Source organism: Aeromicrobium sp. EU05-FHT14F07, from assembly GCF_058790455.1.
The window spans coordinates 1-26,448 of the sequence record NZ_JBYTCR010000025.1; the positions used below are offsets into that span (position 1 = coordinate 1).

Annotated in this window: 24 protein-coding genes; 15 read left to right on the forward strand and 9 right to left on the reverse strand. The window is 65.9% G+C overall.

The window, feature by feature from the left end:
• The 3 genes from AC3WRM_RS17010 to AC3WRM_RS17020 all read right to left on the reverse strand — a co-directional run.
• Positions 1–206 (reverse strand): IS110 family transposase (locus AC3WRM_RS17010; protein WP_492270934.1); only part of this gene is annotated, 206 nt, incomplete at its 3' end.
• 357 nt (positions 207–563) lie between these two features.
• On the reverse strand, positions 564–860 hold the full coding sequence (locus tag AC3WRM_RS17015; RefSeq protein WP_492249763.1) for an ArsR/SmtB family transcription factor: 297 nt from the start codon (positions 858–860) through the stop codon (positions 564–566).
• A 4-nt stretch (positions 861–864) separates the two neighbouring features.
• A complete protein-coding gene (locus AC3WRM_RS17020; RefSeq protein WP_492249762.1) occupies positions 865–2,688 on the reverse strand; it encodes a phosphoenolpyruvate carboxykinase (GTP) in 1,824 nt (607 codons plus the stop codon).
• Positions 2,689–2,964: 276 nt separating this feature from the next.
• Between AC3WRM_RS17020 and AC3WRM_RS17025 the strand changes: the two genes are divergently transcribed.
• On the forward strand, positions 2,965–3,390 hold the full coding sequence (locus AC3WRM_RS17025; protein WP_253025171.1) for a hypothetical protein: 426 nt from the start codon (positions 2,965–2,967) through the stop codon (positions 3,388–3,390).
• Between the two features lie 66 nt (positions 3,391–3,456).
• Positions 3,457–3,774 carry a hypothetical protein gene (locus AC3WRM_RS17030; RefSeq protein WP_253025173.1) on the forward strand — a complete coding sequence of 106 codons (318 nt, stop codon included), beginning with the start codon at positions 3,457–3,459 and terminating at the stop codon, positions 3,772–3,774.
• 179 nt (positions 3,775–3,953) lie between these two features.
• Here AC3WRM_RS17030 and AC3WRM_RS17035 read toward each other — a convergent pair whose 3' ends face one another.
• Positions 3,954–4,676 (reverse strand): hypothetical protein, encoded by a 723-nt coding sequence (locus AC3WRM_RS17035; RefSeq protein ID WP_370189567.1) that lies wholly within the window; start codon positions 4,674–4,676, stop codon positions 3,954–3,956.
• A 196-nt stretch (positions 4,677–4,872) separates the two neighbouring features.
• On the opposite strand from AC3WRM_RS17035, the gene AC3WRM_RS17040 reads away from it, so the two are divergent.
• The 6 genes from AC3WRM_RS17040 (at position 4,873) to AC3WRM_RS17065 (ending at position 12,544) form a co-directional block, all read left to right on the forward strand.
• On the forward strand, positions 4,873–6,570 hold the full coding sequence (locus AC3WRM_RS17040) for a sigma-70 family RNA polymerase sigma factor (RefSeq protein WP_492249761.1): 1,698 nt from the start codon (positions 4,873–4,875) through the stop codon (positions 6,568–6,570).
• Positions 6,571–7,295: 725 nt separating this feature from the next.
• Positions 7,296–8,681: a sugar transferase gene (locus tag AC3WRM_RS17045; RefSeq protein WP_492270932.1), complete on the forward strand. Its 1,386-nt coding sequence runs from the start codon at positions 7,296–7,298 to the stop codon at positions 8,679–8,681.
• A gap of 47 nt (positions 8,682–8,728) precedes the next feature.
• Positions 8,729–9,466: a WecB/TagA/CpsF family glycosyltransferase gene (locus AC3WRM_RS17050; RefSeq protein ID WP_492249759.1), complete on the forward strand. Its 738-nt coding sequence runs from the start codon at positions 8,729–8,731 to the stop codon at positions 9,464–9,466.
• A complete protein-coding gene (locus AC3WRM_RS17055) occupies positions 9,463–10,584 on the forward strand; it encodes a glycosyltransferase family 4 protein (protein WP_492249758.1) in 1,122 nt (373 codons plus the stop codon). The genes AC3WRM_RS17050 and AC3WRM_RS17055 overlap by 4 nt, the downstream gene beginning before the upstream one ends.
• On the forward strand, positions 10,581–11,696 hold the full coding sequence (locus AC3WRM_RS17060; RefSeq protein ID WP_492249757.1) for a glycosyltransferase family 4 protein: 1,116 nt from the start codon (positions 10,581–10,583) through the stop codon (positions 11,694–11,696). The genes AC3WRM_RS17055 and AC3WRM_RS17060 overlap by 4 nt, the downstream gene beginning before the upstream one ends.
• The gene (locus AC3WRM_RS17065) at positions 11,693–12,544 is read left to right on the forward strand and encodes a glycosyltransferase family 2 protein (RefSeq protein ID WP_492249756.1); all 852 of its coding nucleotides are present in this window, start codon (positions 11,693–11,695) and stop codon (positions 12,542–12,544) included. The genes AC3WRM_RS17060 and AC3WRM_RS17065 overlap by 4 nt, the downstream gene beginning before the upstream one ends.
• Positions 12,545–12,635: 91 nt before the next feature.
• On the opposite strand, the gene AC3WRM_RS17070 is transcribed toward AC3WRM_RS17065, so the two are convergent.
• Genes AC3WRM_RS17070 through AC3WRM_RS17080 form a run of 3 tightly spaced genes read right to left on the reverse strand, consistent with a single transcriptional unit; the run spans position 12,636 to position 15,558 of the window.
• Positions 12,636–14,018 carry a hypothetical protein gene (locus AC3WRM_RS17070; protein WP_492249755.1) on the reverse strand — a complete coding sequence of 461 codons (1,383 nt, stop codon included), beginning with the start codon at positions 14,016–14,018 and terminating at the stop codon, positions 12,636–12,638.
• 11 nt (positions 14,019–14,029) lie between these two features.
• Positions 14,030–15,214 carry a glycosyltransferase family 4 protein gene (locus tag AC3WRM_RS17075; protein ID WP_492249754.1) on the reverse strand — a complete coding sequence of 395 codons (1,185 nt, stop codon included), beginning with the start codon at positions 15,212–15,214 and terminating at the stop codon, positions 14,030–14,032.
• Entirely contained in the window at positions 15,211–15,558 is a 348-nt protein-coding gene (locus AC3WRM_RS17080) for a DapH/DapD/GlmU-related protein (protein ID WP_492249753.1), read from the reverse strand. Before AC3WRM_RS17080 ends, AC3WRM_RS17075 begins: the two co-directional genes overlap by 4 nt.
• On the opposite strand from AC3WRM_RS17080, the gene AC3WRM_RS17085 reads away from it, so the two are divergent.
• Entirely contained in the window at positions 15,503–15,886 is a 384-nt protein-coding gene (locus AC3WRM_RS17085) for a hypothetical protein (protein ID WP_492249765.1), read from the forward strand. The genes AC3WRM_RS17080 and AC3WRM_RS17085 overlap by 56 nt on opposite strands.
• On the opposite strand, the gene AC3WRM_RS17090 is transcribed toward AC3WRM_RS17085, so the two are convergent.
• On the reverse strand, positions 15,861–17,288 hold the full coding sequence (locus AC3WRM_RS17090) for an oligosaccharide flippase family protein (RefSeq protein WP_492249752.1): 1,428 nt from the start codon (positions 17,286–17,288) through the stop codon (positions 15,861–15,863). The genes AC3WRM_RS17085 and AC3WRM_RS17090 overlap by 26 nt on opposite strands.
• 237 nt (positions 17,289–17,525) lie before the next feature.
• Here AC3WRM_RS17090 and gmd point away from each other — a divergent pair, with 237 nt between their 5' ends.
• Positions 17,526–18,557 carry a GDP-mannose 4,6-dehydratase gene (gene gmd / locus AC3WRM_RS17095; protein WP_492249751.1) on the forward strand — a complete coding sequence of 344 codons (1,032 nt, stop codon included), beginning with the start codon at positions 17,526–17,528 and terminating at the stop codon, positions 18,555–18,557.
• Positions 18,554–19,540 (forward strand): GDP-L-fucose synthase family protein, encoded by a 987-nt coding sequence (locus AC3WRM_RS17100; protein ID WP_492249750.1) that lies wholly within the window; start codon positions 18,554–18,556, stop codon positions 19,538–19,540. Before gmd ends, AC3WRM_RS17100 begins: the two co-directional genes overlap by 4 nt.
• A gap of 59 nt (positions 19,541–19,599) precedes the next feature.
• Here the strand turns inward: AC3WRM_RS17100 and AC3WRM_RS17105 are convergent, their stop codons facing one another.
• A complete protein-coding gene (locus AC3WRM_RS17105; RefSeq protein ID WP_492249749.1) occupies positions 19,600–20,655 on the reverse strand; it encodes a hypothetical protein in 1,056 nt (351 codons plus the stop codon).
• A gap of 289 nt (positions 20,656–20,944) precedes the next feature.
• Here AC3WRM_RS17105 and rfbA point away from each other — a divergent pair, with 289 nt between their 5' ends.
• The 4 genes from rfbA (at position 20,945) to AC3WRM_RS17125 (ending at position 26,303) form a co-directional block, all read left to right on the forward strand.
• Positions 20,945–21,811, forward strand: a complete 867-nt coding sequence (rfbA, locus tag AC3WRM_RS17110) for a glucose-1-phosphate thymidylyltransferase RfbA (RefSeq protein ID WP_492249748.1) — start codon at positions 20,945–20,947, stop codon at positions 21,809–21,811.
• A gap of 126 nt (positions 21,812–21,937) precedes the next feature.
• Complete coding sequence (locus tag AC3WRM_RS17115) at positions 21,938–23,554, forward strand: tyrosine-protein kinase domain-containing protein (protein WP_286691187.1); 1,617 nt, start codon at positions 21,938–21,940, stop codon at positions 23,552–23,554.
• A gap of 240 nt (positions 23,555–23,794) precedes the next feature.
• Positions 23,795–24,367, forward strand: a complete 573-nt coding sequence (locus tag AC3WRM_RS17120) for an LPXTG cell wall anchor domain-containing protein (RefSeq protein ID WP_067860611.1) — start codon at positions 23,795–23,797, stop codon at positions 24,365–24,367.
• Positions 24,368–24,491: 124 nt separating this feature from the next.
• A complete protein-coding gene (locus AC3WRM_RS17125) occupies positions 24,492–26,303 on the forward strand; it encodes a DUF4012 domain-containing protein (protein WP_492249747.1) in 1,812 nt (603 codons plus the stop codon).
• Positions 26,304–26,448: the final 145 nt, after the last annotated feature.

The following is a 26,448-nucleotide window of genomic DNA, read 5'->3' on the forward strand; positions in this document are numbered from 1 at the left end:
TAGGTGCCGGTCTGCTCGACCCCGACCGCGGCGACCCGCCACTGGGCCAGCCACGCGACCAGCGCCGCGAGTCCCGCCGCGCTGGTGGCGAACTGCCGGTCCGCGAACCGGCGGCCATCAGCATCGATGACAGCGGCGTGATGAGTGCGTTTGTGGGTATCGACCCCGGCGAAGACTGCTTGCATCGAAGCGGGGGCGGTGGTCATGCTGGTCACTGCGATCTGTCTCCTTCACGAAAGTGGAGGATGACCTCACCGAGCCGGGCGGACACCACGGTGATGAGCCAGCCAGATCGCGGCAGGTTCCTATCAAGTCACAACCCCGCCCGGCTCGGCCCTCTTCTCCGTCCAGGCAAGGCCGCCACCGCCGCCGACACGTCCATTTCAGGACAACCCAGCCGGGCGTCAGTCTCGATACAAGTCAGAACGCCGGCAGCGACCCGGAACCATCTTCACCGTCTCGATACGCGCCCACGTGCTCGTTCCTCGCCGTGACCGCTACTCGACCAGCGATAGCACGCGACCCCGCCCAGCGGACGCTGGGCGGGGTCGGGTGGGGGCGGGTCAGGGCAGGGCGCTGAGCAGGGCCCTGCCGGCGGCGAGGAGCTCGGCGACGCGGTCGGTCGCGAGCGCGTACTCGACGGTGCCGCCGCGTCGGGTCGACGTCACGAGGTCGGCCCGGCGCAGGACGGCCAGCTGCTGCGACAGCGACGACGACTCGACCTCGATGTCGGCGAGCAGCTCGCGTACCGCCATCGGCCGGTCCTCCAGCAGCTCGAGCACCCGGATGCGGACCGGGTGCCCGAGCGTGCGAAAGAGCTCGGCCTTGCTGTGGTGCAGCGGCGCGCTCGTGGCGGACACCGGCTCAGGCGTCGTCGAGTGCCGCGGCGACGCGGCGGTGCGCCTCCCAGATCTCCTCGGGCAGTCCGTGGAACTGCTCCAGGTGCACCTGGCGGTGCCCGATCTCCTCACGCCAGCGGTCGACGTCGATCGTGAGGATCGTGTCGAGGTCGGCCAGGGCCTGCTCGTCCAGACCCTCGAGGAGCAGCTCGTCGCGCTTCGGGATGACGCCGACAGGCGTCCGCTCGCCCTCGACCTCGCCGTTCATGTACTGCATGAGCCACACGAGCGGGCGCAGGTTCTCGCGGTAGCCGGGCCACAGGAAGCGGCCGTCGTCGCCGCGCTGGAACCAGTTGACGTGCGCGAACACGGGCTTCTTCTGGGCGCGGGAGAAGACCTCGAGCCAGTGGGCGGCGTAGTCGCCCTCGGAGTAGGACATGAACGGACGCATCGACATCGGGTCGTAGCGCAGGACGCCCTCGAGGCCGTCGGCGGCGGCCGTGGCCTCGGCGCCGAGGGTCAGGCCGTCGTAGACGCCCTCGGCGACGTCGTCGATGGCACGGATGAGCGGCTCACGGTCGCGGGTGCGGCCACCGAAGATGACGCCGTGGATCTCGACGCCCTGCGGCTCCTCGAAGTCCTTCGCGACGTTGGGCACGTTCTCCAGCGTGGTGGTGAAGCGGCTGTTGGGGTGGGCCCACGGCGCGTCGACCTCCTCGCCCTGACGGTCGGCGATGAGGTCGCCCTTCCAGTCCTCCCAGCCGTCGAGGTCGGTGGGCTTGTCGCCCTTGCCCTCCCACCAGACCTCCTGGGTCTTGGGGTTGTAGGCGACGTTGGTGAAGATGGCGCCGGTGCCCTCGACGATGGAGTCGACGGCGGTCGGGTTGGTCTTCTCGTTGGTGTCCTTCGCGACGCCGAAGACCCCGTTCTCGGGGTTCATGCCGTAGAGCTTGCCGTCGTCGCCGACCCACAGCCAGGCGATGTCGTCGCCGTAGAACTCGACGTAGTAGCGGTCGCCGAGGGCGTCGGGGGCGAGCGTCATGGCGAGGTTGGTCTTGCCCGACGCGGACGGGAAGCCGCCACAGATGTGGTACTTCTTGCCGGTCTCCTTGTCGACGATGCCGAGCAGCATGAACTGCTCGACGAGGAAGCCGTTCTTCCAGCCGTCGTAGGAGCCCTGGCGCAGGCCGTGGGCGATCTTGCCGAGCAGCGCGTTTCCGCCGTAGGAGGAGCCGAAGTGCAGGATGGTGCGCTCGTCGGCGACGGTGACGAAGTACCGCTTGTCGTCGGGGGTGCCCTGGCCGAGGTTCTCCAGGTCGCCGGTGACGTGCACGGCGCGGACGAAGGAGTCGCCGAGGTCGTTGATGTACTCGGCGCCGACGCGGGCCATGCGGATCATCTGCAGCACGACGTTGCGGTTGTCGGTGAGCTCGACGCCGGCGGCGTACTCCTCGAGGGGCGAGCCCTTCGGTGCCATGAGGTAGGGGATGACGTACATCGTCTTGCCCTCGGAGGCGCCGGTCATGAGCCCGACCAGCTTCTCCTTCATCTCGGTGGCGGGGCGCCAGTTGTTGTAGACGCCCTTGTCGGCCTCGTCGTGCGTGGCGACGATGGTGCGCTCCTCGGCGCGTGCGGTGTCCTTGAAGTAGGAGCGGGAGTAGTAGCGACCCTCGCCGGCGGGGAGGAGCTCCCCGGCGTCGAGCGCCTCCTGGATGAGTCGGGCGTCGTCGGCGGCCGAGACGACCTCGATCCGCGAGGCGCCGGTCACCCCCGCCCAGTGCTCCACGTACTCGCGCACGTGCGTGTTGGTCAGTCCGGCCTTGTCGAGCGCCGCCGCCACGTCTGCCATCGTGTCGTTTCCTCTCGTTGCCCCGTCCGGGGACACGTTCCGGGGGGTCCTCCCCCGCAATCGGTTGGAGCGACCGTACCGGAGTTGAAGAAGTTTTCATCTACCTGGTCGTAACAAGTGGGAAATGTCACGGGTGCCTGCCCGTCGCGGAGCCTGCGCTGCCAGCGCTCGCCGGGGAGGCAAGCCGCCGCTCGCGTCCTCCACCCCCGAAGATGGTTGAAATCTCAACGTTTCTCTCGCACTGCGGACCTGCCGAACCGGACCTACCGTTCAGGAATGCTCATCGATGGTCACGAGATCGAGTCCTCGCTCGCCCGCGAGCGACTGTGGGACGAGCTCGTGTCCCTGGAGAACATCTCCGAGTGGAGCGCGCTGGAGGAGTGCGTGTCCACGGACAGCACCGTCCTCGACCCGGCGTCGTCGTACGTGTGCAAGCACCACAACGGCCTGCACGGCGTCGACGCGACGGTGCACGTCGCGGACTTCAGGGCGGGGCAGTGCCTCGCCTTGCGCACGGAGACGCCGATGGCCGACCTGCTGGAGACGATCGAGCTGCACGACCACCTGACGGGCAGCCGCCTGACGTACTCGGTCGACGCGACGTCGGCGTCGTTCGGTCCCGCCGCGACCGTGTGGCTGCACCGCCACGTCGTGTTCGTCTGCGAGAAGTTGAACCAGTTCGCCAACCGCGAGCTGGTGTGACCTGGTCGGTGAACAAATTTTCAACCAGAAGTTGGTCAGAACCTCTTCAGTGAATAAGTTAGGGACATGTCCCTCCTGATCAACCAGCAACCGACGCCCTCGGGGACGCCGGTGCCGCTGGCAAACCCCCGGCCCGTCTGGGTCGGCTGCCTCTGGGACCACGGCGGCGAGCAGGTCAAGGAGCTCGTGCCCGCCATGGCCACCCACACCTACGAGAGCCTCGTGCTCTGCGACTTCTGGGATCCGCGCACGGGCGCGAACCGTCTGCACTGGATGGAACGCGAGTTCGTCCGAGATCGTCCGACGTCGATCGCACCACCGAAGCGACCGACGTCCGAGCACCCTGCCGCTGCACCGTCGCCGAAGTTCGACGTCGGCAGCTGACCGTTCGCACTCGTCGCCGGCGGCGACCACCGTTGCTCCCGGTGCTGCTCCCTCCGCAGCACCTCTGAGCCGGTCGGTCGCCGCCGGCGTCTTCATGTGCGCCGTCCCCCCGAGGGAGCGTGCTCCCCACCGCGGACCTGCACCCCTGGTCACGTCCGTGGACGGCGGTCTCGTTCGCCTCACATGGCGAGGTCCCTGACGAGCGCGCCCCGTGCGCCCGGTTCGGACGGCACCGGCTCGAACCAGGCGGCGACGTCGATGTCGGCGCGCCAGCGTCCGAGCCAGCGACGCGACCGGCTCACCCCGGCCACGAGGGCCGCGACGTCGGCGACGTCGACCAGCGCCGCCAGCCGGTGCGGGCCGAGACGCGACCACCGCCCGCAGTGCCGGTGGTCGGTGGCGCCCAGCTGGTCGTCGAGGACGGCGCGCACCAGCGCGAGGCTCAGCTCGGCCTCCACGTCGCGCAGCGCGCCGCGGTCGCACTGCACCAGCTCGTCGACGATGACCTCGGCCACCAGCACGCGCGGGGACGCCGCGAGGCACAAGCGCTCGAGCTGGCCGCGCAGGTTCTCCGCCCCCGGCGTGCCGGTGAGCGGGTTGTCGACGTCCTCGCCGCGTCGGCACCGCTCCTTGGTCCACGCCTCGAGCGCCGCGCGCGCCACCTGTGGCGTGGCCGGCGAGCGGCCGGCGGCGAGGAGGGTGTCGTCGATGCAGGCGAGCAGGCCGTGCAGGTCGGCACCCTCCCGCGCGTGCAGCCGGCCGAGGCGTGCCGCGAGCGTGGGCTGCCAGCCGCCGCCAGGCGTGCAGCGCGCCAGCAGCCCGGCGACGTGTGCGATGTCGTCGCCGGGGCCCCCGACGAGACGCAACGTGGGAGGTCGGCAGGGCAGGGCTCGGATGCTCACGGTGTACCGCTTCCTCTCGCCCCTGGAATGACGGGACGTTCCCGCCGACGTGAGGGAAGGAGTCGGTCACGGTGGGACGATCACGCGGATCCCCTTGATCTTTTGTCCGAATTTTGCGTGACGGGACGCTGACGTCGCACTCTTGGTGACAGGGCTACCCCCCAGATCCCCTTGTTCACCAGCCGAATGGCCACCCATGCCTGACCTCTTTCTCGACCCGAGCGACGCCGAGCTGATCCAGCGCTACCGCGATGGAGACGACGACGCCGCAGGTCCTCTGTTCGAGCGCCACCACCCCCCGGCCGTCCGTCTCGCGACGGCCCTGGCCGGCCGCTCCGCCGCCGACGACCTCGCCTCCGAGGCGTTCGTCGGCGTGCTCCGTGCGATCCGCAACGGCGCCGGACCCGAGTTCGCGTTCCGCCCCTACCTGCTCACGTCGGTGCGCAACGGCTTCTACCGGGCGTCGAAGGCAGCGTCGCGGGTCGACCTGTACGAGGACGTCGACGAGGCGCCGGTGCCTGCGGCAGGTGACGGGGTCGACCTTCGCGAGGAGTCGAGCCTGCTGGCGCAGGCGTTCGCGACGCTCCCGGAGCGGTGGCAGGCGGTGCTGTGGCACACGACCATCCACGACGAGTCGCCCGAGCAGGTGGCACAGACGCTGGGGATCCGCCCGAACGCGGTCTCGTCGTTGGCGCTGCGCGCCCGTGAGGGTCTGCGCAACGCGTACCTCACCGCGCACCTGGGCCAGACCGACGACCCGGAGTGCCGTGAGGTGCGCGAGCTGCTGCCCGCCTACGACCGCGGGAAGCTGCGGCCGCGCGCCCTGGCCAAGGTCGAGGCGCACCTCGAGCACTGCGAGGGTTGCAACGAGGCCGCCCTGATGGTCGGCGGCATCACCGCCAACCTGGGCCTGCTCCTGCTGCCCGCGCTGCTCGGCGCGCCCGGTGTGGCCGCGTTCGGCGCCACCAGCACTGCGGCGGGCGCCGGTCTGGTGACGACGTCGTCCACGACCCTCGGCTCCTCCGCGGCCGGGTCGTCGTCGGGCAGCTCGTCGTCATCCGGTGCAGCCGCTGGCGCGTCGGGGGTGGGCGGCGTGGCCGGTGCGGGTGTCGGCGTCGTCGCCGCCGTGGCCGCGACCGTGCTGGTCGCGGCAGTGGCGGTGGGCGCCGTGCTCGTGTCCCACCGCGGCGACTCCGCCCGGGTGGTCGCGAACGACGTGCCCGCCGCCTCGGCGTCGCCCCAGACCACGCCCGAGACGGCGGACGTCCCGGTCGACGAGCCGACGGTCGCGCCGTCGCTCGAGCCGGTCGCCAGCACGACGACTCAGCCTGCGCCCTCGACGTCCCCGTCCGCAGCGCCGACGGCACCAGCCGAGCACCACACCGATCAGCAACCGGCACCGGTGAAGCCGGCGCCCGCCCCGCGGCCGGCACGACCCGTCCCGACGCCGGAGCCCACCATCGAGCCCACGCCGGAGCCGACGGTCGAGCCGACCCCGGAGCCCACGCCCGAGCCGACCACCGAACCCACCCCTGAGCCGACGCCTGAGCCCACGCCCGAGCCGACGCCGGACGAGGACCTGTCGATCTCGGCGACGGTCGAGAGCACGGCGCTCGAGCGCATCGTGCGGCTGACGGTGGTGGCGACGCGCGACGTCCCGCAGGTGACGTTGACGTTCCCGCAGGAGCTGTCGGTGGGCTGGCTGCAGCAGAACGGCTGGTCGTGCACCGGAGGCGGCGCGTCGAGGGTCGTGATGTGCACGGCGTCGGGGCCCAACCCCGGACCGCTCGTGGCGTCCTGGTCGCCCCCCGAGGCTTCCGGTTTCTTCGCGACGGTCACGTCGCCCGGTCGCACCGACCCGAACCTGAGCAACAACACGGTCTCGGTCGACTGACGGTCGTCAGTGCTTCCGCGTGCCGAGGCCCTTTCTGCCCTCCTTGGTGTGCAGCTCCAGGTGGGGGCAGGCGTATCCGTACTTCAGCCGACAGCGCCAGCGCCTCCAGGTGCGTCTCATCACCCCTCCTCCTCCCCCGTCCTGACGGTAGAGAAGGAAGATGACAAGAACGTGTCACTTCTGAGTGGACTGCGTCACCAGCGGAAGCGTGCTTCCGGCATAGAGAAACCCCGCTGATCTCGGGGGGTGAATCAGCGGGGCTTCGAGAAGAACACTACCCACCGCCTCCACGCGCGTCAGCGTTTTCCCCACATTCGTCTGCACGTTTTCGAATCCCGTCCGACCCGACTGCATCAGCCTTGACTTTCGCCCGCACCCCGTCCGGGTCGATTGCCCCGTCGTTGCAGGAGGCACACGTCCCGAACGTGTCAAGGATCACCGTTTGCCACATGTGATGTCACACCTCGTTCACACAAAGTGGTCGTTTCGCCCCGAATTCAGCCCTAACCTGAGCGGGTGCTGGCCCGGGGGAGCACACTGAAGAAGCTCGGAGATCGGTGCACATGACCATTCAGGACGTCGGCAGGACGACCCGCTCTATCCATGTGGAGCCGCTTCCATCCGCCCGAACCGCCCCCCGCACCGCACGCCCCGCCCCATCGGAGACCCCGCCCATTCCGCACCGTCAGCGCCGCACCCCGTGGCACCGCTCCTACCGGCACGCGGTGCTGACCGTCGATGCCCTCGTCCTGCTGGCTTCCGTCGTGCTGGCCGAGTTCATCCGGTTCGGCCTGGAGCCTGTCACACCGACCGGCACGAGCCTCACCTACACCGCTCTCGGAGTCTTCATCGCCGCAGGCTGGTGGGCGATGCTCCAGCTGTACCGCTCCACGGACGAGCGGATCCTGGGCCACGGACCGGACGAGTACCGCAAGGTCGTCCAGGCGTCGGTCATGGGCTTCGGCCTCCTCGCCATCGTGACGCTGTTGGCGAAGCAGGACCTGTCCCGCGGTTATCTCGCCATCGCCTTCCCAGTGGGTCTCCTGGGCCTGTTGTTCGGCCGCAAGATCTTGCGCGTCTGGCTCGCGCGGCGCCGCTGGCGGGGCGCGATGTCCACCAACGTGCTCGTGATCGGCGGCACGCGATCCGCCGAGTCCATCGAGCGATACTTCGGCCGTCACCCGGAGGCCGGATTCCGCCTGACCGGCGTGTGGGTTCCCGATGAGCCGGAGTCGCTCAACCGCTGGCTCGACGTCCCGGGTCGTTTCGTGCCAGTCCTTGGCAACACCCGCAGCCTCAACGACGCCCTCACCTTGGCCGACGCGGGAGCCGTCTTCGTCACTGACACCGAGCACCTCGGCCCCAACGGTCTCAAAGACCTCACCTGGGAGCTGCAGACCACGGGAGTCGACCTGATGGTCTCGCCCAACGTCGTCGACGTCGCGACACCGCGCATCACACTGCGCAACGTCGGCGCCATGCCGTTCCTGCACCTCGAGAAGCCGCAGTACGAGGGAGCCACCCGCTGGGGCAAAGTGGTCTTCGACCGCACCTTCGCAGGGGTCGCCCTGGCAGTGCTCTCTCCTGTCCTTCTCGTCGCCGCTGTCGCCGTGAAGCTGACGTCGAGCGGCCCGGTGCTATACCGATCCGAGCGCATCGGTGTCGGCGGTGTGCCCTTCGAGATGCTCAAGTTCCGCTCCATGGTGAACGACGCCGACGAGATCAGGGCCCAGCTCCGGTCCGACTCCGATGGCGTGCTCTTCAAGATGAAGAACGATCCCCGCGTCACGAAGGTCGGCGCAGTGCTGCGGCGGTACTCGATCGACGAGCTCCCCCAGCTGTTCAATGTCCTCCGCGGCGACATGAGCGTTGTGGGACCGCGCCCGCCGTTGCGCTCCGAGGTCGAGCAGTACGGTGAAGGCGTGCACCGTCGACTCCTCGTGAAGCAAGGCATCACGGGGCTGTGGCAGATCAGCGGTCGCTCTGATCTTTCCTGGGACGACACGGTGCGACTCGATCTCGACTACGTCGAGAACTGGTCGCTGATTCGCGACATTCAGATCATCTGGCGAACCGTGCTGGCTGTTATCCGACCTCAGGGGGCTTACTAGTGGCCGCTGCTGAGGCCGTGTTCCCCCGTCGCCACTACGTGGGCCGAGTGAAGTTTGCGGCCACGACTCTTGAAGCCGCGGCCCGCGAAGTAACCGCACACGCAAACCTTCGGTCGGGCGGCTCTCATGTGCATCTCCTCAATGCCTACAGCGTCAGCCTCGCTGAACGTGACGCCACCTATCTCGCAACGCTGTCGTCCGGTGCACTCAACCTTCCTGATGGGAAGCCGCTCACGTGGGTTTCTCGACTCCGTAGAGATCCGGAACCGCTCAGACAAATTCGCGGCGTAAGATTCTTCCTCGAGTGCATGCAGCAGGGTCTCGAACAGGACACCGCGCACTTCCTCCTTGGCTCTACGCCTGAGACTTTGAAACTCCTTGAGAGCAGTCTGTTGGCCAAGTTCCCTAACCTCAATATCGTGGGAACGTTCAGCCCACCGTTCAGGAAGCTGAGCGAGGACGAACTGCGGCAACAAGACAGGCAGATTCTCGACAGCGGAGCGGCTATGGTCTGGGTCGGACTTGGAACCCCTAAGCAGGATTTCGAGAGCGCGAGGATTGCCGAGTCTCTTCCCGTCACAGCGTTAGCTGTGGGTGCTGCATTCGACTTCGTGGCGGGAACCATCCGGGAGGCCCCACGAGTGGTCTCTTTCGTAGGTCTCGAGTGGCTTTATCGATTGTGTCGCGAACCCCAACGCTTGTGGCGTCGCTACATCTTTGGGAATCCCAGATTCGTCTTGGCAGTCTTGCGCGATCTCCGGACACACAAGCAGAGCGTCGAGTGAAGCTAGCACTGGTCCACAGCTTCTATACGCGCGCCGTCGCAAGCGGCGAGAATCTCGTGGTGGAGGCGCAGGCGGCAAGTCTCCGAGCTGCTGGACACGAGGTTGTTGTCATAGGCCGGGAGACCGACGCACTGGCTCAGGACCGTTGGTACAAGGTCAAAACTTCAGCTCGAGTAGCTTCGGGCTACGGCGGCTCGCCGAGGCGCGACCTGGAGGCCCTCGATCCGGATGCAGTCATCGTGCACAACCTGTTTCCTAACTTCGGCACACGTTGGCTTGAGGGCTGGCGCTCACCTGTTGTAGCGGTCATGCACAACTACCGCCCCCTCTGCTCTGCAGCCACGCTGTTCCGCGACGGACACATTTGCACCGACTGCCTGGACAACACTTCCCTCGAGGCCTTGCGAAATCGCTGCTATAGAGACTCTGCGGTCGCCACTCTTCCCCTCGCCATCAGAAACGCCCGCGGTCCGGCGTCGGATCCCTTGCTGCGACGGGCAAACCGGATCGTGGTTCTGTCGCAGCGATCGCTGAAAATCTACTCGTCTGCGCTCGGTGAGACTTCGAGATTTCGCGTCGTCCCTAACTTTGTCACTCCGACCGCTGCGTCATCTGTTCGCCCGATCGATTGGTTCTACGCCGGAAGGCTCACCCCCGAGAAAGGCATTCGCGAACTTACTGCGAACTGGCCGAACTCCGAACATCTGACGATCGCCGGCGACGGGCCGCTCGCGCAGGAGATCGAAGCCTGGTGCGCGAACACTGGAAACACCTTTTTGGGCCAGGTTTCCAACGCGCACGTACGTGGGGCACTCGCAGTGTCGAAAGGCCTTGTTATACCAAGCCTTTGGCCGGAAGGGTTACCTACTGTTTTCCTGGAAGCGTGCGCCGCTGGTGTTCCGATCGTCGCTTTCCACGCGAACGCGGCTGCCGATGAGGTCCGAATCCATTCAGCTGGGACCGTCTTCGACGCGTGGAATCAACTGGACACGGCACTCCGTGTCACGTCACAAGCCCGTGGAAAGCTTGCCATCAATGCTCGGCGCCTTTTCGAAGAGCGATACACCGAAGCCGCTTGGCGGGTTTCGATGAACGACCTCCTGAAAGAAGTGTCATGAGTCCCCGGATCGTGATCCTGCAAGAGTACGTACCGAGTTACCGCGTCCCATTCTTCGAGGAACTTTGCCGTCTCGCCAGGCGGGACGGCGTTAAGATCGTCGTCGCGGCGGGAAGTCCTAGCAAATCCCTCGCAGCTCGTAACGATGCCGGCGACTTCGAGCACGTGCTCATTCCCCAACGACAGCTCACTGTTCTCGGGTTTCGCGTCACTCTTCGAAACGTCCGGAGAGTCGTCAAGAAGGCAGATCTCATCGTCGCCGAGCAGGCTCGGAGAAATCTGGACGTTTACTGGCTTTCGTTGACGCGCCGACGGAAGCTCGCCCTTTGGGGGCACGGGAAGGACTACACGAAGGCGCCGTCACGGCTTGATGCACTCGTCCTCAAGATCCTAAGTCGCAGAGCAGCGCACCTCTTCGTTTACACGGACGGCGGCTCTGACCACCTCCAGCGGCTCGGCGTCCCGGCACGCCGCATTACTGTTGTACGCAACTCGACTGACACACGCTCGCTCGCCTCGCGGGTGGACTCGCTCGATCCCAAGAGCGTCACGGAGTTCATGGAACTCCACGACTTGCGCACGCGCACTGCCCTGTACATCGGTGGACTTGATGCCTCGAAGAAGATCTCGCTGTTGATCAACGCTGCAAAAATCGCCCACTCCATCAATCCGGACTTCCGACTCATCATCGGTGGGGATGGACCAGACCGCGACGTTGTAACCGCGTCGATGGCTCACCCTGCGATCGAGTTTCTGGGTCCCTTGCACGGGGCAATGAAGGACCTAGCGCTCGGGTGCGCTGATCTGATCGCAGTGCCCGGTCGTGTCGGCCTCGTGGCAACCGACAGCATCGCCGCGGGACGCCCAATCGTGACCACGCAGGGAACGATGCACGCACCAGAGTTTGAGTATCTGGAGCTCGATCGAACTGTGTTCGAGTCAGAAGACTCTGCTGAATCGTACGCCCGAGCGCTTCTCCGTGACGACGAGGACCTCAAGGCAGCCGCCGCGGCCCTAGTCGATCTGCGCGCGACCGTCAGTATCGAGGACATGGCTGACCGCTACTGGACCGGGATTCGGGCTGTGATGGGCAGGAGGAGCACACCAGCATGACGATTCGTGTACTCATTGCTTCGTACAACAGGGCCCAGAAGACCAGGGCGTGCCTTGACGCCCTCCGCGTCGCGATGGCGCATGTAGCTATGGACTACCGCGTCTACCTTCTCGACGACGGGTCGTCCGATGACACGATCGCGGTGGCTACCGACACCGGGCTTCCGATAACTGTTCTTCACGGTGACGGCAGCTTTTTCTGGGCACGTTCCATGGCAACGGCCGAGGCGGCTGCCATGGCTGATTCTAGTCCCGGAGACGCGATACTTTGGTTGAACGACGATGTTGTCCTTGACCCCAACTCCATCATGAGACTCACAGCGACCTCGGAAACCCAACACGCGGAATGCCTCGTGATCGGGGCAACTCGCGATCCCCTCTCCGGCGAGCTAACGTACTCCGGTTTCTCAAAGCGCGGTTGGCATCCACTCAGCTTCGAAATGATACCGCCAGGAGCGGACGCCCCAGTCCCCGCGACCACCTTCAATGGCAACATCGTGCTGGTGCCATTTCGCGCCGCGCTGGCGATAGGCGGGATCGATGGCAAGTTCGCTCACGGACTCGCAGACCTCGATTACGGCCTCCGCGCCCAAGAAGCTGGCTGGCCTGTCCTGCTGGCGGCAGGAACTCTCGGGACGTGCCCCCGGAATCCTCCGGATCCGCCTAGACCTCTGCTCGACGAGTGGCGGGCTTTCAGGGGCATCAAGGGCGGCGGTCACGTAGAGTCAACCTCACGTTTCATGAGCAAACATGCTGCGCGAAGAAGGCGGATCGCCCTCTGGGTCACCTCAATCAAATGGTGGACAACTGCTTTTGTCCGCCACCTGAGACGACGCATCCACGAGTGAGAGCACGGGGTCGCCCGCCGTGGCGGGCAACCACCGGTACTCATTTCTCTTCCGAACGTTCACCCGAATGACACGCGCAAAGCAACGACGATCAACGCGCGAGTGACGACGGCGACGATGCGCTTGGGACGGCGGGTTCACCTTTCAGTCTTGTAGCCTCGGCACCGCGCCGCGCGAAGAGCGCAACCGCAAACGTCACAGCGAGCAACCAGTTAAAGTGGTAAAACAGGTGATAAACGGCGATCATCACCAACCATGTCGCAGAAACATAGTCGCCCGCTCGAAGTGCGGCACGGAGTCGACTCACGAGAAGTATGACGAGGCCACCAAGCCCTAGGACCCCCAGCCGAAGGAACACAACCACGTATCCGTTGTGAGGAGTGAACGTTTCGAGAAGGCCATCGGCATTCAGCCGATCCCATCCAGTTCCGAACGGTGATCCGAAAATTACGGTGGACGGCCCTTCGTCGAACGCTCGATCAATCAAGCTCTGCCACGCAAACGTCCGGCCAGTTAACGTTCCGGTGTTAGTGGCTGAAGTTGCGAGTTCGTTTGAGTCGAGCGTTCCAATGAGAGTCGCGATCAGGGCCGCTCCCGCTGCGCACACAGCAAGCAACACCACTCTCGATCGATTTCTCGCCGTCGCAATTACCGACATCGCAAAGATTCCGGCGATAGTGGCCACCCAAACGGAGCGATGCTGTGCTATCAAAACTACGAAGCCTAGACAGAAGGTGACGATCGGCCTGGTAGTCGTACTCAGCAGAATCTGAACGAACACGAGTGCGATGAACATCGCTTGGAGCGCGACCAACGGCCGACCTGTCTGAAGTTCACCGTTCCTTATCTGCACGAAGGAGTCTGCGGAGCCTAGCCCGTACAGCACTGCATGGACGATGCCCACGCCAATAATGGCAGCTGAGCCGTACGCAAAGAAGTTGCGCAGGCTGCGCTCGAAGCGAGGGTTCGAGGAAGCTCGATGAAACCACACCAAAACCGCGACGATATAAAAAAACGCTCGGGCTTCATTGATTGCCGCTGCGGGTCCGAAGGAGATCATCCCTCGCGCGAGTGAAGTCACCAAGAGACCAAGCACAACTGTTACACAAAAAATTGGTACCGCGGAGAATTTTACGATTGGCCCCGAATGCGAAGGTCCCAGACTGGACGCTAGCAGGAGACTTGCGATGATGTCCTCTGGAAAAAGGCTGACGCCGCCAACAGACACCAGCGCGGGCGAGGTGGGAACGTCCCAAGCAATCACTATCAATGCTGCCATTAGGAAAAATCCCACACCCGGCCACTTGTAGACCGAAACCACGCATAAGATTCCTAGCGGCATCGAAGCGAGAAGAGCCAGCACCGGAAACCCGAAACTGTACGTCGCAGCCGATACGAGCACGAAAGCGAGAAGCGGCAGCACGGCACCCTTGATTATTCCTTCGGTGAATACGCCGCTCAGGGCTGTCACCATCCGACGCCACGTCATTGGGCAATCGACTCCAGCTTCGCAACGTACTTAGTTACCGTGAGGTCGTGATTGAAAGTTCGCGACAACTGTGCTCGCGCAGTTGCCACGATGGAGGTCGCCGCACCGGTGAGCGCCTCCTCCGCCTTGTGGATGCCTTCGACCACCGAGGGCGCTGATGAGACGTCCACAAGGATCCCGCACGACCCGCCACCTAGCGTGTAGGAAACTCCGCCAGAGTCTCGCCCGCCGACAACGATCAATCCTGCGGCCTGTGCTTCCAGAATTGCAAGGCTACATGCTTCCCATCGCGACGTGTGCAGTAGGACGTCAGACCTAGAGTAGAAACCAAGCATTCGGTCGGAATCGACACGTCCCACGAACTCGATTCCCTCGGATAACCCGTTCGAACGAGCCCAGCGCTCCGCGATACCCCCTGGCCCGTGATCGACCCCTACCATGATGAGTCGCGCTTCCGGCTTTGTCGAACGGAACTCGAAGAACGCCCTGATCGCCGTCGAAGTGTTCTTCCTGTCGTCGAAGCCGTTGGCGACAGTGAGCAGCGTGGGAGAACTTGCCTTGGGCCTAGATGAGGTCGCCTCTTCCCCGGCGATGACTGTCGCCAGGAATTGGGGCGAGATCCCATTAGGGATCACGTCGATCTCCTTCGGACTCCCCGGGATGCGCCGAAGAGCGTGCGCGAGTTCAGGGGACACCGAAGTCAGGTTTGTGGTCTTCCTCACCACAGAGAAGCCGAGAAGAGCACGGCTGATCCAATAAGGGTGCCTGTAGTGTCTGATTAATGACATCGGGTCGTCGTGGGCCGTGACCAACACCCGATCCCCGTAAGCCGAGATCGCGCCTGCCGCGAACTCGTAGATCCAGTGGGCATGAACCACGTCAACGTTGGCGCGTCGCAACGAGTCTTCAACGTACCCGCGTTCCGCTGCGAACTGTGTTAGCGCCCTTTTCCGGCCGCTGCGTGTACGAGGAAGAATCGTCACAACGACGCCATCTCCCGCGATCGTCCGGGGCTCGGTGATCGCCTCCGAGAGAGCGAAGGCGTGCACCTGATGACTTCGATCTCTGTAGCTCCGGGCGAGTTGACCGATGTACGGGAATGAGTACGTCGGGGGAAGGTCCTCGGGCAGAAAATCGCCGAGAGGCGCGAGATCGATGGGTCCCGCGATGGCAATCCTCATGGAACATCCCTCTCAAGACGCGAGACCGAGTCGGTCGAGAAGTTTCGGATAACCCGGCAGGGATTCCCGGCTGCAATGCAGTTTGCCGGAACCCCGCCAGCTACGACGGATCCGGCGCCGATGACGCTGCCCGCGCCAATGTGTGAACCGGGCAGGATAATTGATCGTGCTCCGATGAAAACGTCATCTCCGATGACGACAGCTTGTGCGTCTTCTGGTCCAGGTAGTCCAGCGTGCCTCCGCGACACAGAGTTGACGATCGGTTCAAGGTGGTGATGGTTCGAGTCCGTGATCAGCACGCCGGAACCAACCAGCACTCGTTCACCGATGGTGACGCTCCTCATCGCGCTGATTGTGACACTTGTAAGTCCGGAGTCTGCTCCGATAGTGATCTTCGCACCTGAATCCAGAGTTCGAATAATGGTCGGCCCGCGCGACTCCAGCGTATTACGTCGCCATGACGAATTCATCACCACATTGTCGCCCAGAAGGATTACCGACCGTTTCGCCATACGAAGCCTCATCGGCCCGGTCAGCATTACCTTTCTACCGGATCGCACGCCCCTGAAGGTCACTAGTCTGATCCTGACGATGCTCATCGGACGCCAAAGTGCGCCCACCACCTTGGACCTGACCTTTGCAGCAATCATGCCGGCCTCCGGATATTCTTGAACTCTTGTCGGACCGGATTCACGTAGAGAAGCGGGCCTGCAACGAGGGCGGCACTGAGGATTCCGGCTACGAAGGACAAAAGCGATCCACCTTCAAATAGACGGGATCCGGCTACCGCCGCCCCAGCGATAAGTATGCCGTGGACCGCTTGCCTGCCCACCACAACCGCAGCAGCCTTCGTGATTGATGGAGCAATCTGCACGACTGAAGCTACAAGTCCAACTAAGTTGGCGGTCAGCATAGTTGCACCGACGATCCAGAGCTCCGGCCAGATCGAGAGAGCGATTAGACCGAGGCCGGTGACGACCGCCATGGACACCTGGGTCAATCTGACCTGGCGGAAGCGTCCTGTCATTTCAGCTGCATTGACAACTGCTGAAAACACGACGTAGCTCGCTGCGGCGCCGGCTACCCAAGGGACCAGGATTGCCACGGCAGACCATCCGTCGCCTAGCCATAGTTCCACCAAGGCGTCAGACGAACCCGCAACCACGGCGAATAGAGTGCTAGATAGTGCACTGCTGACGACCAGGACGCGGAGGATCGATGTCTCGAAACGATCGTCGCTCGTGTCTCGCCATAACGGCTGCAATGTGCGATTAACGGCCGAGGCGACAGCGTTGGCAGGATTAAGAGTTACGGAATTTGCCCTTGCGAACGCTCCCAGGGACCCTGGGCCAAGAACGGCGGACACCGTCCAGCCCGGAGACTGAGCTAACCCGAAGAAAACCAAATTCTGCAATGAAACTTGACCAGCATGTTTGAAGATTGCGAATCTGTCCGCCGGTCCATCCACTCGCACCACGTCGGCGCGACGCCTTCCGACGAAACATAAGATGAGCACCATTACTTGTGTAGCAAGTAACGCTGCAGCCAGCGCCCAAGAGTTGCCCGTAGCCAGCACGAGAGCAGCGCTGACGCCAAACCCCGTCAGAGCGCTCACACAAGTGACTGCCGCATCAGCGCCCGCGCTCGCATCGCGCCGTAGCAAGGCTTGTTCCGCAGCCGCGAGCGGCGACAAGAACTGTGTGGCCCCGACGATGACCAACGTCCAGGAGTCCGGCGATAGAGAGAGAAGCCTCGTCCACGGCTCGACGAGAACCGCAAACGTCAGAACGGATGCCACAGCCGCGACAAGCGCCATGAGTCGCGTGCTCGACTTTTGCCGATCGGTCAGTACCCGCTCGCGGAGGATGTACGAAGCAACCCCCGACACGGTCGCGACCTGGAGTACGCCGAAAAGCCCGACGACACCCACGAAACTTCCGAATTCAGAAGGAGTGAAAACTCTGGCTGTAAGCGCACTGTATATAAATTGCGCGATCGTCACGCCCACTTGGGCGCCAAGCTGCCAACCACCACCCACGATGGCCCGCCGAGCCACGCCCGTCTTACTGGTCACAGCAACTCCGATCGCGGCAGTGGACGGGCCGTCTTGCCTCGCTACCTGGCCACCGACGGCTCTACGGGACACACAGGCCCTATCTAAGACTAGGCATCGATCTCGCCCTACGGGTCCGTTCAGTGCACACGCAGGGTCGAATAGATCACACGCTTTTTCGGAAACCCTGCCACGAGCCGCCCGCGAGTTGTTCTAGCCTGCCATCGGAACTTCTTCTGGAGACGAGGCGGCAGAACCATGACCAAGCGCGCGCTGATCACCGGCATCACCGGTCAGGACGGGTCGTACCTGGCCGAGCTGCTGCTGGGCAAGGGCTATGAGGTCCATGGTCTGATCCGTCGGGCGTCGACGTTCAACACGTCGCGCATCGACCACCTGTACCAGGACCCGCACGATCCTGAGACGAAGCTTTTTCTGCACTACGGGGACCAGTCCGACGGGGCCCGGCTGGTGTCGTTGATGTACGAGATCGCGCCCGATGAGGTCTACAACCTCGCGGCGCAGTCGCACGTGCGGGTCTCCTTCGACGAGCCCGAGCACACCGCCGACACGACCGGCACCGGCACAGTGCGGCTGCTGGAGGCGGTCCGCGCGGCCGGTATCCGCCCGCGGTTCTACCAGGCCTCCTCCAGCGAGCTGTACGGCGCGACCCCGCCGCCCCAGGACGAGGACACGCCCTTCTACCCGCGCTCCCCGTACGCGGCGGCGAAGCTGTACTCCTACTGGATCACCAAGAACTACCGCGAGGCCTACGACATGTTCGCGGTCAACGGGATCTTGTTCAACCACGAGTCGCCCCGCCGCGGGGAGACGTTCGTGACCCGCAAGATCACCCGCGCCGTCGCCGCGATCAAGGCCGGCAAGCAGGACCTGCTCTACATGGGCAACCTCGACGCCGTGCGCGACTGGGGCTACGCCGCGGAGTACGTCGAGGGCATGTGGCGCATGCTGCAGGCCGACGAGCCCGAGGACTTCGTCCTGGCCACCGGCGTCGGGATCACCGTGCGCGACTTCCTGCAGATCTCCTTCGAGCACGCCGGCCTGGACTGGGAGAAGCACGTCCGCTTCGACGAGCGCTACCTGCGCCCCACCGAGGTCGACGCGCTCATCGGCGACCCCGCCAAGGCCGCCAAGAAGCTCGACTGGGTCCCCACCGTCGACGGCCGCGAGCTCGCCCGCCTCATGGTCGAGGCCGACGTCGAGGCCCTCACCCACGAGGGCACCCCCTGGCACGACGAGGTCAGGCTCGCCTCCTGGGGCACCGCATGAGCCTGCGCACCAGCGACGACGTCGACTACACCCCCGGCCCCCTGGACCGCGACGCCACCTTCTACGTCGCCGGGCACGCCGGCATGGTCGGCTCGGCCCTCGTACGACGACTCCAGGCCGCAGGGTTCACCGACGTCGTCGGACGCACCTCCGCCGAGCTCGACCTCACCGACCGCGACGCCGTCCACGCGTTCTTCGAGACCACCCGCCCCACCTACGTCGCCCTCGCCGCGGCCAAGGTCGGCGGGATCCTCGCCAACGACACCTACCCCGTCGACTTCCTCAGCGTGAACCTGCAGATCCAGGTCAACGTCATGGACGCCGCGCTCGCCACCGGCGTCCAGCGCCTGGTCTTCCTCGGCTCCTCCTGCATCTACCCCAAGCACGCCCCCCAACCCATCACCGAGGACGCCCTGCTCACCGGCTACCTCGAACCCACCAACGACGCCTACGCCATCGCCAAGATCGCCGGCATCCTGCACGTGCAGTCCGTGCGCCGCCAGCACGGACTGCCCTGGATCTCCGCGATGCCCACCAACCTCTACGGACCGAACGACAACTTCTCCCCCACCGGCTCCCACGTCCTGCCCGCCCTCATCCGCCGCTACCACGAAGCCACCCGCGACGGCGCCACCGAGGTCACCAACTGGGGCACCGGCACCCCCCGCCGCGAGCTCCTGCACGTCGACGACCTCGCCGACGCCGTCCTGCACCTCCTGGAGCACCACGACGGACCCCAGCAGGTCAACGTCGGCACCGGCACCGACGTCACCATCGCCGAGATCGCCGCCACCGTCGCCGAGGTCACCGGCTACACCGGCACCACCACCTGGGACACCACCAAGCCCGACGGCACCCCCCAGAAGCTCCTCGACGTCACCCAGCTCGCCCACACCGGCTGGACCGCCCGCACCAGCCTGCGCGACGGCCTCGCCGCCACCTACACCTGGTACCTCCAGAACGCCGACCACCTCCGCACCTAGTTCGCTACGCCCCCAGCACCCCGCGCGGACTGTTTCGACCCGCGTTCACCTGGTGATGTTCACGAGCGCTCCACGCTGAGGAGAGCGTCCAGGGCACCACCAGTGCTGCGGCGCCAGGCCAGGAGATCCGCCCACGGCGTCGTCACGATGACAAGCCCCGCGAACACCGACCACGCGACATATCCCGCTTCGGCCTGCGCGACGCTGGGCAGCGCGGCTACAAGGGCGACCGCAGCGATCACGAATCTCGCCATGAGGTTCGCCTTCGTGGCGCCCAATGACGTCGGAGAGTAGGCACGCGCCATCGCGAAGGCCAAGGCACGCGCTGTTCGCGGCTTTCTGTCCTCGATGAACGCCGTGCGAGCGCTCGAGCATGTGTACAGAAGGAGACTGAAGGCCGCTGGCGACATGCCCCGGACCTGTTCCACCACGCGCCCTGAGACTCTCACCGTGCGCCGCCGCGTCGACTTGCTGAGGATCGGGGAGCCCGACGAACGCAACCACTCTGCCTCGTGCTCGTTGGACATCGCGTCGAGGTAGGCGTCGTTCCACGCACCTCGCAGCAAGCCGAGGGCTTCTCGATCAGATGGCGGAGCCTCAGCGAGCAAGCGCTCGTACTCGTCGTCGATCTCGCTTCTCCGGCGCGCATCTACACCGGAGTCGTTGAGGTACCGGTCGTCCGTCAACCACGACAGAAACTCCTGCGCCCGGCCGAGCGGATCGACGTGGAGGTGACTGAACGACGGTCTTACCGCGAGCTGCTCGTCTGGGACGTGTTCAACCTGGATCAGTCCCCGGTCCACCGCGTCGCACCACACTCGCCAAGCCTCGCGGACATGGTCATGTTTCGGGAGCGCATACCAATCGGCCTTCGCACCGGGTCCGCCGAGCTGCCAGCGCATCGCCGGCTCGCGCGTCTTGAGAGCCGCCAGCGCCGCCGCTGCAGTGCGCTTCGTGCACAAGAGACGAAGCGGAAGCTCGAGGCTGGAACATCCAAGCAAGCCAGCCAGGTCCGTCGGCCCGACCGAGGCGAAAAACATGCTGTCGAACAGCATCGCCTCCGAAAGCACGATCTCATCTCCGACAACCAGTGCCATCCGGATGGCGGTGACCACGCGACTGCGAGCCTCCTCTGCGGTCGCGGCCTCGTCGTAGATTCGACGGCACTCAACGGAGTCGAGCTCATCGACGAAGACCCTTGTTCTCTCTCGCACGTCGCTCCTCCGCAACAGACCGTCCTCGCCCGCCACCGTCCGTCCACCGCTCACCTCGCGGGATCACAGATCCTCGAGCACTTCGAACGATCATCGATCATCTTTACGGACGACGTTGTCCGATCTCGTCAATCCGCGTGACTGAGCAGTCTGGTCATCGTTGTTCTGGCATGAACGAGGAGCAGAGCAGGTGAAGGGCATCATCCTCGCCGGGGGAACAGGTACCCGTCTGCACCCGATCACCGAGGGCATCAGCAAGCAGCTCATGCCGGTCTACGACAAGCCGATGATCTACTACCCGCTGTCGACGCTCATGCTGGCCGGCATCCGGGACATCCTCATCATCACGACGCCGCACGAGGCCGACGGTTTCGAGCGGCTTCTCGGGGACGGCAGCCAGTTCGGCATCCGTCTCACGTACGCCCAGCAGCCCAGCCCCGACGGCCTCGCCCAGGCGTACATCATCGGCGCCGACCACGTCGGGACGAGCCACAGCGCACTCGTGCTCGGCGACAACATCTTCTATGGCACCGGCCTCGGATCCACGCTCAGCCGGTTCAAGGAGATGGACGGTGCCGCGATCTTCGGGTATCGCATGGCCGACCCGCGACCGTACGGCGTCGTCGAGTTCGCCGACGACGGCCGCGTGCTCTCCATCGAGGAGAAGCCAGCGGAGCCGAAGAGTCCCTTCGCCATCCCCGGCCTCTACTTCTTCGACAGCGACGTCGTCGAGTACGCCCACGAGCTGAAGCCGTCGGACCGCGGCGAGCTCGAGATCACCGGCCTGCAGGAGCGCTACCTCGAGGAGGGCCGGCTGCACGTCGAGATCCTCGAGCGCGGCACCGCCTGGCTCGACACCGGCACCTTCGACTCCCTCAACGACGCCTCCAACTTCGTCCGTTCCGTCGAGTCGCGCCAGGGTCTGAAGGTCGGCGCGCCGGAGGAGGTCGCCTGGCGGCTCGGGTACATCGACGACGACCAGCTACGTGCCCGTGGCGAGCGGCTGCACAAGAGCGGTTACGGCCGCTACCTGCTCGACCTCCTCGCCCACGTCTGAGCATCGCGCACGATTCGCCCGCACGACGTCACAGCCAAGTCGTCCACGATCCCCACCCGCCTCGCCTAGAGTGAGGCGCATCCCTCGGTCTCGGGGGCCGCCGTCATCACCACTCGGGAGCTGTACGTGGACCTGCGGGACTACCTGACCATCCTTCGTCACCGCTGGTTGCTCATCGCGTCCGTGGCCCTCGGTGTCGTCGCCTTGGCAGCGCTCGCCACCTGGCGCACCACGCCCCAGTACGCGTCGTCCACCGACCTGTTCATCTCCACCTCGCAGGCCGCCGACGACAGCCAGGCCTTCCAGGGCAGCCAGTTCTCGCTGCAGCGCGTGAAGAGCTACGCCGAGATGGTCAACCAGAACGAGGTCACCCGGCGCGTCATCCGCAACCTCGACCTCGACGAGACACCGGCCGAGCTGAGCCAGCAGATCACCGCCACGTCGCAGCTTGACACGGTCATCCTGACGATCACGGTCACCGACCCCTCGCCCGAGCGCGCCCAGCGCATCGCCGAGACCACCGCAGACGTGTTCGTCGGCTACGTCGGCGAGCTCGAGACGCCGCCCGGCAAGGACCAGGCCACCATCAAGGCCACCGTGACCAACCAGGCCACGGCACCGACCTCTCCCGTCTCGCCCCAGCCGCTGCGCAACCTCGGCCTCGGCCTCATCCTCGGTCTACTGCTCGGAGCCGGCATCGCCGTGCTGCGCGAGACCCTCGACTCCTCCGTCAAGACGCACAAGCAGCTCGAGGAGCTCGCCGAGGCGCCGGTCATCGGCGCCATCCCGTTCGACAACGGTGCCGACGGCGCCCCGCTCATCTCCGAGATCGACCCGTACTCCCCGCGCGCCGAAGCCTTCCGCGTGCTGCGCACCAACCTGCAGTTCATCGACCCCGACGCCAACAAGAAGGTGTTCGTGCTCTCCAGCGCGCTGCCGGGCGAGGGCAAGAGCACCACGGCCGTCAACCTCGCGCTCGCGCTCGCCGAGGGCGGTCAGAAGGTCGCGCTGGTGGAGGGCGACATGCGACGCCCCCGCGTGGCGCAGTACCTCGGGCTCGTCGAGGCCGTCGGCCTCACCACGGTGCTCGTCGGCCGTGTGGAGCTGCCCGACGCCATGCAGGAGACCGGCGTCTCCGGCCTGTCGGTGCTCTCGAGCGGCAAGACGCCGCCCAACCCCGCCGAGCTCCTGCAGTCGCGCGCCATGGTGAGCCTCGTCGAGCAGCTGCGCGCCGAGTACGACGTCGTGCTCATCGACGCCCCGCCGCTCCTGCCGGTCACCGACGCCGCGCTGATCTCCAGCGTCGTCGACGGCGCCGTGCTCGTCGTCCGCCACGGCAAGACCTCCAGCGACCAGGTGCGCGCCGCGGTCGGACGGCTCGAGGGCGTCGGCGCCAAGCCCGTCGCGGCCGTCTTCAACATGACGCCCGTGAAGTCCGGGCGCTACGGGTACGGCTACGGGTACGGCTACGGCTACGCGCCGACGGACACCGACAGCGTGGAGGCCGCGGAGGACCGCCCCGAACCCGCTTCGACCCGACGCGGCTCCAAGCGCCGCGCCGACACCACGCAGCAACAGCAGCAGCGTCAGTCGCACCCGGTGACCGCGCGTCGGCGCACCGACCGCTCGGGCGACCTCGACGCCCTCGACGACGCCGTGGGGCGCGAGCCCAGCCGCCGCCTCGACGCGAGCCGCGGCCTCCCGGACGACCCCGAGATCGACGATCCGGGCCGCCAGGCCTGATCTTCCGGGCGTCTCAGTCCGTGCGGACCGGTCGTACGTCCCCACGGCTTGTGTCATGAGTCACAGCTCGGCTTCCTGAAAAGACGGGAAAAATCCCCCAGACACGCCGTCAGCAAGTTGGCCCGTGTTGCGTCCGTGTGAATAGTTTGGACAAGTTTGGTTCGCGAGGGCTTTTCACCGCTACTGTTAGCCGGGAACCACTGGTTTTGTGGTCGTCTTCTACATCCCTCGGAGCTTCACATGCGCAGCACTCGTCTGGCCATCGCTGGCCTCGTGGCCGGTCTGGTCACCCTCTTCTCCGCCGGCTCGGCGTTCGCCTACGGCGACGAGCCCATCATCACCATCCCCGGTGGCAGCGCCGCCGCGGGTGTCCAGGTCGCTCCCGGCGGTCAGTTCTCCTTCTCCGGCACCTTCGGTGGCGCCGAGGTCGAGTCCTACTCCGCCACGCTGCTCGGCCAGAACGTCGGTGGCGGCACGAACACCACCACCTGGAACGTCTCCGGCCAGGCGCCGAACGAGAACGGCACCTTCGAGATCGTCATGACGATCACGACGGCCGACGACATCGCCCCCAGCGCGAGCGGCCTGAAGTCCGGCTTCGTCCCGGTCCAGCAGACCTACACCAAGACGATCAAGCTCGTCGTGGGTACGGGCGTCGCTGACGCCGGCACCGGTACCGGCGCTGGCAGCGGCGACAACGCCAGCGGCGCGCTGCCCGACACGGGCGGCTCGAACGTCCTCCTCCTCGCAGGTGGCGCAGCCCTCGTGCTCGCCGGCGCCGGCGTCATCGCCGCCCGCCGTCGTCACAGCTGATCGCGTCGCTCCGCGAAGCACGACCCTGACGCCCGCCACCTCCACCAGCCTTCGGGCTGGGGAGGTGGCGGAGTCATGTCTGCACCGAACCCGTCGGCTCGACCCGCGACCCTAGGATCACGCCATGGCCTCCCGCACCCGCTCGTCGCGCTCCTCAGGCAGCGCACGGCGCAAGAGCCGCAAGCAGCGCAACCGCAAGCCGCTGTGGATCGGCCTCGGCGTCGTCGTCCTCGCCGTGATCGGCGTCGTCGGGTGGATGGGCTACGAGGCGTCGCAGGCGCAGAAGGCCATCACGTCAGCCACCGGCGAGGCGCAGGACCTGCAGTCGCAGATCACCAGCGGCGACACCGACCTCGCACGCAACACCCTGCGGGCGCTACAGCAGAGCACCACCACTGCCCGCACCCGCACCGACGGCCCCCTCTGGGGCGCCGCCACCCACGTGCCCTTCGTCGGCTCCAGCGTCGACGCCGTGCAGACCGCCGCCGACGCCCTCGACGACATCGCCCAGCGCGCCCTGCCGCCCGTCGTCGACACCGCACAGTCGCTCGACGCCAACACCTTCCGGCCCAAGGACGGCCGCTTCCCGCTCCGTGAGTTCGCCGGGCTGGTCCGTCCCGTCAGCACCGCCGCGAACGTCCTCACCGAGAACCGCCGCCGCATCGACGCCATCGACGACTCCGCCATCGTCGGCCCCCTCCGCAAGCCCGTGCAGGAGCTCAAGGACAAGCTCGGTACGGCGCAGCAGGCCGCCGACGCCGCCGCCAAGGCGCTGCGCATCGCGCCCCGCATGCTCGGCGCCGACGGCACCCGCACCTACCTCGTCATGTTCCAGAACAACGCGGAGTCGCGGTCGCTCGGTGGCATCCCCGGCGCGCTCGCGCTCGTCACCGCCCGCAACGGCCGGCTCAGCTTCAACCAGCAGTTCACCATCCGTGAGCTCGGCGAGTTCGACGACCCGGTCGTGCGCATCACCGACGAGGAGGAGCGCACCTTCGGCAGCCTCATCGCCGAGGACATCCGCGACACCACCATCACGCCCGACTTCCCCCGCGTCGCCACCATCGCCCGCGCCATGGTGCAGCGCTCGCTCGGCACCAAGGTCGACGGCGTGCTGTCGATCGACCCCGTCGCCCTCTCCTACGCGCTCGACGGCACGGGCTCCATCCGACTCACCGACGGCACGGTGCTCACGTCGGCGAACGCCGTCGAGATCCTGCTCAACACCGTGTACGCGCGGTTCCCCGACCCGCAGGTGCAGGACCTCTTCTTCGCCGACGCGGCGCAGCGCATCTTCAGCTCCGTCCTCGGCGGACGCGGCGACTCCCGCAAGACGCTCGAGGGGCTGACGAAGGCCGTCGACGAGCGGCGCATCCTGCTGTGGAGCGCCGACCGGGCGGTCGAGGACGACCTGGCCGGCACGCACCTGTCCGGCGAGCTGCCCGAGCCGAGCACCACGCCCAGGGTCGGCGTCTACCTGAACGACACCACCAGCTCGAAGATGCAGTACTACCTCGACTGGAAGACGACGGTGAAGTCCGAGGGGTGCCGCACCGACGGCCGCCAGACGCTGGTCGCCACCACCACCATCACGTCGAACGCGCCGGCCGACGCCGCCGACCTGCCCGGATACATCACGGGTGGTGGCAACCGCGCGCCACGTGGGGACCAGCAGCTGACCGTCCGCGTCGTCGCCCCCGCCGGCGGCACCGTCGACGAGGTGAAGGCCGACGACGCCATCTCCCTCGACGAGAGCGGCCGCCTCGGAACCCGCCCCGTCGCCTACACGGCCTACGTCATCAAGCCCGGCCAGACCGTCACCATCCGCACCACCATGACGACCGGCAAGGACCAACGTCGCGGCGCGGTCGTGACGACCACGCCGGGCGTCCAGTCCTTCGCCCAGGACCGCCGCTTCCCCACCTCCTGCTCCTGACCCCCAGCGAAAGCTTGGAGTGGTCTCGATACGTCGGGCTCAGGCTCGTTCCTCGCCAAGCCCGACTACTCGACCAGCGAAACCCACCGCTGGTCGAGTAGCTGCCACGCGCGAGGGACGAGCGCCGTGGCTGCGTATCGAGACC